This is a genomic window from Singulisphaera rosea, from assembly GCF_054877945.1.
Window position 1 is genome coordinate 590,722 of sequence record NZ_JBTYIP020000001.1, and the last position, 12,068, is coordinate 602,789.

5 protein-coding genes are annotated in these 12,068 nt (G+C 65.5%); all 5 read left to right on the plus strand.

Annotated elements, in window-relative coordinates:
* The first annotated feature begins 187 nt into the window (after nucleotides 1-187).
* The 5 genes from ACYOEI_RS02305 (at nucleotide 188) to ACYOEI_RS02325 (ending at nucleotide 12,065) form a co-directional block, all read left to right on the plus strand.
* Nucleotides 188-5,299: a DUF1549 domain-containing protein gene (locus ACYOEI_RS02305; RefSeq protein WP_462847646.1), complete on the plus strand. Its 5,112-nt coding sequence runs from the start codon at nucleotides 188-190 to the stop codon at nucleotides 5,297-5,299.
* Between the two features lie 67 nt (nucleotides 5,300-5,366).
* Nucleotides 5,367-6,842, plus strand: coding sequence for a DUF1501 domain-containing protein (locus tag ACYOEI_RS02310; protein ID WP_462847647.1), 1,476 nt, complete (start codon nucleotides 5,367-5,369; stop codon nucleotides 6,840-6,842).
* Nucleotides 6,843-7,229: 387 nt separating this feature from the next.
* Nucleotides 7,230-8,105 carry a prolipoprotein diacylglyceryl transferase gene (gene lgt / locus ACYOEI_RS02315; protein ID WP_462847648.1) on the plus strand — a complete coding sequence of 292 codons (876 nt, stop codon included), beginning with the start codon at nucleotides 7,230-7,232 and terminating at the stop codon, nucleotides 8,103-8,105.
* A gap of 148 nt (nucleotides 8,106-8,253) precedes the next feature.
* A complete protein-coding gene (locus tag ACYOEI_RS02320) occupies nucleotides 8,254-8,799 on the plus strand; it encodes a hypothetical protein (RefSeq protein WP_462847649.1) in 546 nt (181 codons plus the stop codon).
* A 1,202-nt stretch (nucleotides 8,800-10,001) separates the two neighbouring features.
* Nucleotides 10,002-12,065 carry a PPC domain-containing protein gene (locus ACYOEI_RS02325; protein WP_462847650.1) on the plus strand — a complete coding sequence of 688 codons (2,064 nt, stop codon included), beginning with the start codon at nucleotides 10,002-10,004 and terminating at the stop codon, nucleotides 12,063-12,065.
* Nucleotides 12,066-12,068: the final 3 nt, after the last annotated feature.

Here is a 12,068-nt window from a genome sequence, read left to right on the forward strand (position 1 = left end):
CCATGCCCAAGCCCTCGATATCTTCCACACGATCGTGCCCGCCCCGGGGATCTCCGATTCGCGACCGACCCGCCTCATCTTTGCGGCGGACCGGGTACGCCTGCCTTTGTTCGGGTGATTGAAGTCGTCCTCACCTGATTTCCGGCCATCGGATGCGTCGCCGAGTGACGTCTAGGAGCCGAACGAGATGCTTGTCGAGACCTCCCGTATCCGCAACACGACGTTTCTTCTCGGCCTCGGCCTGGCTTTACTCGCGCCGGTCGCCAACGCCGCCGATGTCGCCGCGAAGCCGGCGGAGAAGGTGAGCTACTACAAGCAGGTCCGCCCGATCTTCCAGGGCCAGTGCCAGGGGTGTCACCAGCCCGCGAAGCCGAGCGGCGGATATGTGATGACGAGCTTCGACCGGCTCCTGGCGGGGGGCGACTCGAAAGAGGCCGCGATCCTGGCGAAGCGGCCTGCGGAGTGCCACCTGATCGACCAGATCACGCCGCACGACGGCAAGGCCGAGATGCCCCAGGGCAAGCCCCCGCTCACTCCTCCCGAGCTCGAGATCATCAACCGATGGATCGCCGAAGGGGCGACCGACGACACGCCCCCGGCGGCCAAGATCCGCTATGACATGGATCATCCCCCGGTCTACAGCCGGCCGACCGTCATCCCGGCCCTCGACTTCTCGCCCGACGGCGGCCTCCTCGCGGTCGCCGGGTTCCACGAAGCCCTCTTGTGGAAGTCCGACGGCACCGAGCCGGTGGCCCGGCTCGTCGGCCTCTCCGCCCGGATCGAGTCGCTCCGGTTCTCGCCGGACGGGACGAAGATCGCCGTCACGGGGGGAAGCCCCGGCAGGATGGGCGAGGTCCAGGTCTGGGACGTCGCCAAGCGGAAGCTGGCCCTCTCGGTGCCCGTCACCTATGACACCGTCTACGGGGCGAGTTGGTCACCCGACGGGACGAAGATCGCGTTCGGTTGCGGCGACAACAGCGTCCGGGCGATCGACGCCAAGACCGGCGAACAGGTCCTGTTCATGGGGTCCCACACCGACTGGGTCCTCGACACGACCTTCTCCGCCGAGGGGACGAATGTCGTCTCGGTCGGCCGCGACATGTCGTCCAAGCTGACCGAGGTGGCGACTCAACGGTTCGTCGACAACGTCACCTCGATCACCCCGGGGGCCCTCAAGGGAGGGATCCTGTCGGTTGCCCGGCACCCGAAGGAAGACCAGATCGTCTTCGGCGGCTCGGACGGGATTCCCAAGCTCTACCGGATCTTTCGGCTGATCCCCCGCGTGATCGGCGACGACGCGAACTTGATTCGCGCGTTCGAGCCGATGAAGGGCCGGGTCAACTGCGTCGCGTTCAGCGGCGACGGGAAGCGGATCGTCGCCGGCAGCAGCCTGGATGGCTCGGGCGAGATCCACGTCTACTCGTATGAGTTCGACACGACGCTCAACGACAAGATCAAGGCGATCTACGCCAAGCCGACCGCCTCGCGATCGGCCGAGGAGAACACGGCCCTCGCCGCCTACAGCCAGGCCGGGAGCAAGCTGATCTCGAAGGCCGACCTGCCCCAGAGCGGCGTCTTCGCCGTCGCGTTCCGGCCCGACGGCCAACTCCTCGCCGCGGCGGGCTCCGACGGCAAGGTCCGACTCATCAACCCCGAGACCGGCTCGGTCGTCAAAGAATTCCTCCCGGTCACCCTAGGCGACGGCGGTTCCTCCGCCGCCGAGGCGACCGCGACTGTCGCGCCGAAGACCGAGGAAGCCGTCGAGTCCGAAACGCTCCCCGCCGGCGTCTCGATCGCCTCGCTCCAGGCGAATCCTCCGGCCATCACCCTGACGAACCGCTTCGCCTACGTCCAGTATCAGGTCACGGCGAAGCTCGCCGACGGCGACCAGATCGACGTGACCCGGATGGTCGAGCCGAAGCTCTCCGAGCCGCTCGTCGACGTCTCCCGCTCGGGCCTGGTCCGGCCCAAGGCCGACGGCAAAGGCGTCCTCGCCTTCAGCCTCGGCGGGCAGTCGCTCGAGGTCCCCGTGACCGTCTCCGGCCTCTCGACCGACTACCGGGTCGACTACGTCCATGACGTGAACCCGATCCTCTCGAGGCTCGGCTGCAACCAGGGGACCTGCCACGGCTCCGCCCAGGGCAAGAACGGGTTCAAGCTCTCGCTCCGAGGCTACGACCCGATCTTCGACGTCCGGGCCCTCACCGACGACCAGGCCTCCCGGCGTGTAAACCTCGCCTCGCCCGATGACAGCCTGATGCTGATCAAGCCGACCGGCATCGTCCCCCACGTCGGCGGCCAGTTGATGCACCCCGGCGAGCCCTACTACGAGACGCTCCGCGACTGGATCGCCCGGGGCGCGACGCTCGACTCGAATTCGCCCAAGGTCACGAAGATCGAGCTCACCCCCGCCAACCCGATCGTCCAGAAGATCGGCCTGAAGCAGCAGATGCGGGTCCTCGCGACCTACGCCAACGGCGAGATCCGCGACGTCACGCGGGAAGCGTTCATCGAGAGCGGCAACGGCGAGGTCGCCACCGCGAACCGCTCCGGCCTGATGTCGGCGATCCGACGCGGCGAAGCCCCGATCCTGGCCCGCTTCGAGGGGGCCTACGCCGCGACGACCCTCACCGTCATGGGCGACCGCACCGGCTTCGCCTGGAAGCAGCCCGCGAGCTACGGCAAGATCGACGACCTCGTCGCGTCGAAGTGGGAGCGGATGCGGATCCAGCCCTCCGAGCTCTGCAACGACGTCGAGTTCCTCCGCCGCGTCTACCTCGACCTCACCGGACTCCCCCCGACCGCCGAGCAGGTCCGGGCCTTCCTCGCCGACACCCGCGAGACCCGCGTCAAGCGCGACGCGGTGGTCGATCAGCTCGTCGGCAATAAGGAATATGTCGAATACTGGACGAACAAGTGGGCCGACCTCCTCCAGGTCAACCGCAAGTTCCTCGGCGTCGAAGGGGCCGTGGCCTTCCGCAAGTGGATCCGCGAGCAGGTCGCCAGCAACGTCCCCTACAACAAGTTCGTCGAGTCGGTCCTGACCGCCAGCGGCTCGAATCTCAAGAACCCGCCCGCGTCGTACTTCAAGATCCTCCGCGACCCGGCCGCGACGATGGAGAACACCACCCAGCTCTTCCTCGCCATCCGGTTCAACTGCAACAAGTGCCATGACCACCCGTTCGAGCGCTGGACCCAGGACCAGTACTACCAGACGGCCGCCTACTTCTCGCAGGTCGGCCTGAAGGCCGACCCGGTCAGCGGCAACCGCCAGATCGGCGCGACCGACGTCGAGGCGGGCAAGCCGCTCTTCGAAGAGGTCTACGACACCGGCTCCGGCGAGATGAAGCACGAGCGGACCGGCAAGCTCACCCCGCCCCAGTTCCCATACCCGACGCCGGCCGCGACCCCGACGAACGCGACCCGTCGCCAGCAGTTGGTGGCCTGGGTCACCTCGAAGGACAACCCGTACTTCGCCAAGAGCTACGTCAACCGCCTCTGGGGTTACCTGTTCGGGATGGGGATCATCGAGCCGCTCGACGACATCCGCGCGGGGAACCCCGCGACGAACCCGGAGCTGCTCGAGTACCTCACCGCCGAGTTCATCCGCAACGACTTCAACCCCCAGCACATCATCCGACTGATCTGCAAGTCGCGGGCCTATCAGCTCGCCGTGTCGACCAACAAGTGGAATGATGACGACAAGATCAACTTCTCCCACGCGAGTGCGAGGCGGCTGCCCGCCGAGGTCCTCTACGACGCCGTCTATCGCGTGACGGGCGCCGTGTCGAACATCCCCGGAGCCCCTGCCGGGACCCGGGCCGCCGAGCTGTCGGACTCGGGCGTCGAGCTCCCCAGCGGCTTCTTCTCCACCTTCGGCCGGCCGGTCCGCGAGAGCGCCTGCGAGTGCGAACGGTCGAGCGGCCTCCAGCTCGGGCCCGTCATGGCCCTCGTCAGTGGCCCGACGGTCGGCGACGCGATTGCCGACCCGAACAACGAGCTCGCCAAGCTCTCCCGCCGGGAGCCGAGCGACTCGGCCCTGATCAACGAGCTCTTCACCAGGATCCTCAACCGTCCCGCGACGCAGGCCGAGATCGACGCCTGCCAGCAGTCGTTCGCCGCCGTGGACGACGACCACAAGCGCCTCGCCGAAGCCCTCGGCAAGCGCGAGGTCGAGGTCGCACTCCAGCGCCCCCAGGCCGAACGCGAGCGCGAGGCTGCCATCACGGCCGCCAAGGCGGCCCTGGCCGACTATCAGAAAGAGGCAGTTCCCAAGGCCGCCGAGGCCCAACGCCTGCAGGCGACCAAGACCGCCAAGCTCGAGGCCGAACTCAAGACCTATGAGGCGACCGTCCCCGCCAAGCTCGCGGCCTGGGAGAAGTCGCAGTCGACCACGAACCGATGGATCCCCCTCAACCCGGGCTCGCTCCAGGCCTCAAATGGCGCGATGCTGACGAAAGAGGCCGACCTCTCAATCACGGTCTCCGGCAAGAACGAAAAGGGCGTCCTCACCGTCGTCGCCGATACCGATTTCACCGGGATCACCGGCGTCCGGCTCGAGGTCCTGACCGACGACCGATACCCTCAGAAGGGACCGGGACGAGCCAGCGACGGCAACTTCGTCCTCAACGAAGTCGAGCTGACCGCCACCTCGAAGGCCGACCCCAAATCGTCGAAACCCGTCGCCTTCCAGGCCCCTCTCGCCGACTTCAGCCAGGCCGGGTTCGAGGTCGCGAAGGTCATCGACGGCAACCCCAACGACCCGAACAGCGGCTGGGCCGTCTCGCCCACGACCGGAGTGGGCCACTGGGCCACCTTCGAGACGAAAGAGCCCGTCGGCTTCGACAAGGGGACCGTCCTGACCTTCAAGCTCCACCACCAGTTCGACGCTCCCTACATGCTCGGCCGGTTCCGACTCTCGGTCACGCGAGTCGCCCACCCGGTCGGCCTGGGACTCTCGGAGGAGCTGCGATCGATCGTCTCGACCGTCCCCGAAGTCCGGACCGAGGCGCAGAAGACCACCCTCCTGGCCTATTTCCGGGCGCTGGACCCGGAACTCCGGCAGCGGAACCAGGCGATCGCCGAGAGCCGGGTCGCCCCGCCGGCCGATCCTCGCATCGCCGAGCTCCAGGCCAAGCTCGACGCGGCGAATCGCCCCGTCCCGCTCGACCCGAAGCTTGCCCAACTGCGACAAGACCTGGAGATGAGCGTCCGGCAATCCACGTTCCGGCGGCTGACCGCCGCGCAGGATATCGCCTGGGCCTTGATCAACAGCCCCGCGTTCCTGTTCAATCATTGAGCGCGGGCACGCCGAATATGACTCGAGAGGTCCCTCAACCCCCAACCCGTCGACGAGGAGTACCGCGATGATCATCGTCCCCGGTCAACCTGGAAAAGACCTGTGTGACCGCTCCCTCGGCGTCACCCGCAGAGACCTGCTGCGGGTGGGCGGATCGGGCCTGCTCGGCATGTCGCTCGGCTCGATGCTCGAACTGAAGGCTGCCGTCGGCGCCGACCAGGCGGGGATCGCCGGCCGGCCCGGTTGGGGAAAGGCCAAGAGCATCATCATGGTCTACCTCCAGGGGGGACCGAGCCACCTCGACCTCTGGGATCCCAAGGACAACGTCCCGGACAACGTCCGGAGCTCCTTCAAGGCGATCCCGACGAAGACCCCCGGGACCCACTTCACCGAGATCCTCCCCAAGCTCTCGCAGATCACGGACAAGTTCACCTTGCTCCGCGCGATGAGCTATACCCCCAACGGCCTCTTCAACCACACGGCCGCGATCTATCAGATGATGACGGGGTATACGACCGACAAGGTCAGCCCGTCGGGCCAGCTCGAGCCCCCGAGCCCGAAGGACTTCCCGAACTTCGGCTCGAACATCATCCGGCTCCAGCCCCCCACGCAGCCGATGCTCCCGTTCGTCATGCTCCCGAGGCCGCTCCAGGAAAGCGGCGTCGTCGGCAAAGGCGGCACGGCGGGCTTCCTGGGCAAGGCGTTCGACCCGTACACGCTCTACCCCGACGGCGACGACATGGATCTGGCCAAGATGGACCGGATCAAGATCGACGACCTCCAGCTCCGCCCCGAGGTCTTCTCCGTCCGCCTCGAGCGCCGGGCCAAGCTCCGTCAGGCGATCGACTCGGGCATGCCCGAGCTCGAGAAGGCGGTCTCCGACTACAACCTGAACCAGTATTACGACAAGGCCCTCCGCCTGATCATCTCCGGGCGCGCCCGCGAGGCCTTCAACATCGCCGCGGAGCCGGACAAGATCCGCGACATGTACGGCCGCAACACGTTCGGCCAGAGCTGCCTCCTCGCCCGACGCCTGGTCGAGGCCGGGACCCGAGTCGTCGAGGTCGTGTGGCCGAAGGTCGCCAACTCCGACAACCACTCGTGGGACCACCATAGCGGCCTCTCCGAGCGGATGAAGAACCAGTCGGGCCCGATGCTCGACGCCGGCCTCTCGGGCCTCTTGACCGACCTCGATAACCGCGGCCTCCTCGACGAGACACTCGTCGTCGCCGTCGGCGAGTTCGGCCGAAGCCCGCAGAAGGGCATCAGCACCTCCGGCAACGGCAACTCGGCCGACGGCCGAGACCACTGGCCGTATTGCTACACGGCCGTCGTCGCGGGCGCGGGCATCCGCCGAGGCTACGTCCACGGCAAGTCCGACAAGACCGGCTCCGCCCCGCTCGACAGCCCCGTCCACCCCGGCGAGCTGCTCGCGACCATCTACCACACCTTCGGCATCGACCCGGCGACCATCGTCTACAACCATCTCAACCAGCCCCGAGAGCTGGTCAAGGCCGAGACCGTCACCCGGCTCTTCGCCTGACCGACGCTTTCCAAACCAAAGCAACACGAGCCCGGACGACGCCAGTCGCCCGGGCTTTCCTATTTTCAAAGGCCACACGATTTGGCCTTGATCGAATTCCCCCCTCCCGGCATCCTCAACGATCCGATCGCCCAGTCGCGGGGCAGGGGCCCCACCACCTGAGATATCAAATCCGAACGAGGTTTAAAGGACGCTACGCGCACGATCCATACGCATTTCGTAGGGTGGGCACCGTCCACCAGCATTCCGGAAGGCGAGGTGGGCGATGCCCACCCTACACGGATCTCACGGGTTCACGTCCCAACTTGTCGCGCTCGCAACGGTCCACGATCCATGCCCGCCGGAGCGGGTCCTCGAAGTCCGATCTGCCCAGGGAAGGAGTCCGACATGCACAAGGTCCTGTTCGTCATCCCGGGGCTCGACCACAAGATCTACGGCTTCGGCGCGATGCTCCTCCTGGGATGCTTCGGGGCCTTGTACCTGACGGCCTGGAGGGCCCGCCGCGAGAGGATCGAACCCGGCGTGGTCTTCGAGCTCGCCATCTGGCTGATGGGGGGAGGCTTCGTCGGTGCCCGACTCCTCTACATCGCCCAGCACCGCGAATCGATCAATCATCTCTGGGATATCTTCAAGATCTGGCAAGGGGGCATCGTCTTCTACGGCTGCATCATCGGCGGCCTGATCGGTTCGGTGATCTACTGGTACCGCCACCCGTTCCCCTTCCGCGCGATGGCCGACGCCGTCGCCCCGGCCCTGGCCCTCGGCGCGGCCCTCGGTCGGCTTGGCTGCTGGTTCAACGGCTGCTGCTTCGGCGGCCGATGCGACCTCCCCTGGGCCGTCCGCTTCCCCTCGGGCTCGTTCCCCTGGATCCACCAGGTCTACCTCGGCCTCATTCCCCCGTCCGAGCTCCACTCCCTCTCCGTCCACCCAACCCAGCTCTACTCCGTCTTCGACGGCCTCCTGCTCCTCGCCCTCCTCACCGCCTACTTCCCCCTCCGTCGCCGCGACGGCGAGGTCATGGCCCTCCTCATGGTCACCTATCCCGTCACGCGGTTCCTGATCGAAGGCCTCCGCGACGACGAACCCCCGATCTTCGCCGGGATGACCCTCTCCCAAAACATCAGCGTCGCCATCCTCGCCTGCGGGCTCGTCGCCTGGTACCGCCTCTCGCGACTTCCCGTCGGAGTCTATGCCTATCAAGTCGAGACCAGACCTAGCCTCGATGCCTCGAAGGAGCCGGCGGTCGTGACATCGACGGCTTGAACAAGCGAATCGCCACGACAATACTCATGGCATAAGTCGAGTGCGACGTGACGGAGTCCTCTCCAAGCCGGTCGACTGGGACGAGGTACCTCATCTCGCCAGCTCCGGAGCGTCGCGAACCTGGACTGGCCTCAGGGCAAGGCCAACCATGCAGTTCCGCCTCGTCGGTTACCAGAAGCTCATCGCCGTTGTGGCGCTGGTCCTCCTCGCAATTCGAGCAAGGATCCTCAACGAATACTCGCCGATCCTGAACTGTGCCGCCTTGGTGGCATGCCTCGCGTCATGCCTCACCACGTCGCGATGGATCACGATTCTCACCTGGATATCAGCCTGCTACCCCATTCTGTCAACGCTCGCCATCGTCGGCACGTGGCTTATCGCCGCAATCGAACTCGGACACCTCCCGCGTCCGAATCTGGACGATCCCACGAACATCGGCAGAGTCACCACGACTTCGCACGCATTGACTTGGATTGCACTACATCTGGCCCCCGAGATGCTAATTCTCAGCCTAGTTGCAGTGATATTTAGGCTATTAGAATCATCAAGGCAAGCAATAAACAACGACAAGCCCGAATTTCAACAACACACGACCATACTAATCCATTTACTAATCGCATTCGCCCCGTGGATGGCGGCGATAAGCTTCTCCGCGTGGGACCCAGGATGGATCGCGACTTGGTTTTTCGGCTGAGATTCCCCAACAGAGGATGGCCAGCGGTCGCACATGAGGCGGAGGTAGATTCAGAAACCGCCGCAGGACGTCCCCAGAGCGTAGGCTGCCTTCCCCTCACAAACCCTTGCTCCTTCCTTCGGCGGAACAACTCGCGACACACACTTTGGTCAAGTCGACACACCACAGCGTCTAAGACAACGTTACTCGGGAGGAGTACTTGCCCTCTCGAGTGGGCCGACTACGGATCGGTCTGATTGGTTTGATTTGAGGCCGAACATCAACCCCGACATAGAGATGGATCCGAGGGCAAGTAATCCCAGGACGAAGCCGACGGTCGGATATTCTCCATGGAGTTTCAGAATCCCGGGAGCCGCCGGTCTCCGAGCGTCGAACCACCGCTCGAGCGAGTTGATCGCCGAGTCAGGATAAGGAAATCCGTGACCGAGTCCGTGAATGTACAAGTGCATGCAGCGGTATTGCACCCACCCCAAATACACGGATGCAATGAGCGTCAAGCCGAACAGTCCCGTGATTGCCGAGCGTCGCCACCTTCCGAGAATGACAGGCCCGAACAAGCGGGCCATCCCCAAGGTTGCAGCGAAACAAAGGCCCCTGGCGATATTCAAATGCGAAACGGCGATCAGGGCATGGCTGAACGAGCCCTGCGATCGAACCCATGAGAGCATGAGAGCCGAGGCGGCTATGACCGCCATGCAGGTTCGGAGCGTGATGCGCCGACGATCCACCGAGCGATTCCCTCAAATAATGATTCGTATCAATGGAGTCTAACCGCCTGAGCGTTAGTTCGGCTCCGAGAACCGATTGAAGTCCACTCGCTGTCGCCTTGGTGATCGTACCAGCGGACGCCGCCTTTCGCTTGCGTCGCTCACACACTTCGATCACGATTAACGCGATAGGAACGTCGGTCGATGGCCCAACGTCCGTTCTTCGTCGAAATCTCCTGGGTCCGATCGTTTCCATGCTTGTCCCAATTCTGATGGCTTTCCCGAGGACGGACCTCACTGGGGATTTTCGACGCTTACTTGCACGTGGTTGGCGTTCACGGAGGCAGAACCCCGGCTTTGAAGAGACCCATGGTTCGGAGAAGTCCGTGATTCCCGGAAGACCACCGAGAGCCCGCCCGTTGGAGCGATGAGAAGAACCTCGCCGAGTCGGGACGTTGAGAATTGGGCCGGGGCAACGTTGGGAGATTGGAACCAATGCACGGGTTGCGAATCGTCTTCCTGATCGGGCTGCTCGGAGTGGGGTCATCCGTACGGGCCAACCCGCCCCGGCTGACGGGAAACTCGCCGCTCGGCGTGCGTCGGGGTGAAATGACTGTAGTCACGTTCCAGGGTGCGGGGCTGGGCGAGCATCCGAGGCTTCATGCACCGTTCGCGTTCCGGGTCGAGGAGTCGGGCAACAGCGGAGGTGATGGAACGCGATGGAAGGTCCGGCTGGCCGTCGAGGACGGGACGGCGGTGGGGGTGTATCCGGTACACGTCGTCACGGACTCGGGGATCTCGAACCCGATTCTGTTGGCCGTCGGGCAGGTGGGGCAGGTCGCGGAGGTTGAGCCGAACAACGCTCCGGGAAACGCACAGGTCATCGCCAACCCTGCGATCGTCGAAGGGGAATGTCCCGGGAACGACCGGGATTTCTTTCGATTCGAGGCGAAGCGGGGTCAGCGGGTTGTGGTCGATGCGTTGGGCGCGAGGATCGGGTCGGAGGTGGACCCGATGGTCAGGCTGACGACCGCCGACGGGAGACTCGTGGCTTCGGCGGATGACACGCCGGGCTTGCTCACGGACGCGTATCTGGCCGCGGTCTTGCCCGAGGACGGGGCGTATCTGGTGGAGTTCTGCGACTCGCGGTTTGCGGGGGCGGGACGTACGGCGTATCGGCTGACGATTGGGGCTGTCCCGTTTGCGGGAGAGGTCCACCCGTTCGTGGCTCCTCGAGGCCAGAACACGGCATTCGAACTGCGAGGCGGAACATTGTCCGTCGGGTGTCTCTTCGCAATGCGGACGCCATCGGATCCTCGCCTGGCGACATTCCACCCAGCGATCCCGGCCCGGTCGATCGGGGATCCGGCATGGGCCGGGTCGGACCTGGATGTGGAGTTCCCCGCGCCGATCCCTCTCGGGTCGCCGTTTGCGGTGCTCGAGTCGGCCGATCCTGGGCAACGACTCCCCGCGCTCTCGCCTCCGGCGTCGATCGTGGGCCGGCTCTCGGACGCTGGAGAGCGGGACGAGTACACAGTCGCGGCGCCGAGCGGGAGCAAGCTCGAGGTCCGCGTCGAGTCCTGGGGACTCGGCTCCGCGCTCGACGGGCAGTTGCGGGTCTTCGCGGAGTCTGGGAAGCCCCTGGGCGAGAGCGACGACGGCAAGCTCGCGCCGGGGCGTCGCCAGGGGGGCGGGGGAGGAGGGCGCCGAGCGGGGCCGACCTCGACGGATCCGGCGTTCGACCTGACGATGCCCAAGGACCAGGGGCGGGTCAAGCTGGTGATCAAGGACCTGGCGGACCGAGGCGGCGTCGGCTTCTCCTATCGACTGGTCGTCGAGCCGGCCGTCCCCAGCTTCCGACTCGCCCTCGACGATTGGCAGGTCTCCGTCCCTCGCAATGGCCTCGCGTTGATCCCCGTCACGGTGACGCGGTCAGGGTATGAAGGCCCGATCTCGCTCGACGTCCAGGGGATCGCTGAAGGGACCGGACTGTCGGCCGTCCCAGCCACGGTGCCCGCCGGCCACGCTCGCGGAATCCTCGCATTGAAAGCCGGAGCCGAAGGGACTTCGCAGGTTCAAGAGCTTCAGGTCGTGGGCAAGGGAGAAGACGGACGGGTTGTCGTCGCGAGCGGGTCGGTGGTCTTCGCGAAGCAAACCATGGCGGATCCCGGATTCGGGATGTCGGGGACGATCCCGAGTTACTCGAGACCGGTGCTGAGCTTGGTCGCAGCCATGGCCAAGGCGAGCCCGATCCGTCTGGTCCCCACGGCCGAACGACTCGCCGTCACACGTGGCGGGTCCGTCGAAGCCACGCTCAAGGTCGAGAGGACGGGGAACGACCGGGCCACCTACAAGGTTGTGGCCTTGGCCCCCCCAACGGGGCTGAGCGTCGCGGAGGCGAAGATCGGCGAGGACACGTCGAGCATAACACTCAAGATTTCGGCGGCGAAGGATGCCCCCGTCGGGTCCATCCCGCTCGGACTGGTCGTGCAAGCAGCGAAGTCGGACGTCGCGGTCGCCTCGGCCCTGATTGCGGTGGACGTCGCCCGCGCTCCTTGAGCG

Excerpts from the sequence above, each read along its gene's own strand:
- ACYOEI_RS02325 (WP_462847650.1), top strand. The coding sequence starts at position 10,002 with ATGCACGGGTTGCGAATCGTCTTCCTGATCGGGCTGCTCGGAGTGGGG.
- ACYOEI_RS02320 (WP_462847649.1), top strand. The coding sequence starts at position 8,254 with ATGCAGTTCCGCCTCGTCGGTTACCAGAAGCTCATCGCCGTTGTGGCG.
- ACYOEI_RS02310 (WP_462847647.1), top strand. The coding sequence starts at position 5,367 with ATGATCATCGTCCCCGGTCAACCTGGAAAAGACCTGTGTGACCGCTCC.
- lgt (WP_462847648.1), top strand. The coding sequence starts at position 7,230 with ATGCACAAGGTCCTGTTCGTCATCCCGGGGCTCGACCACAAGATCTAC.
- ACYOEI_RS02305 (WP_462847646.1), top strand. The coding sequence starts at position 188 with ATGCTTGTCGAGACCTCCCGTATCCGCAACACGACGTTTCTTCTCGGC.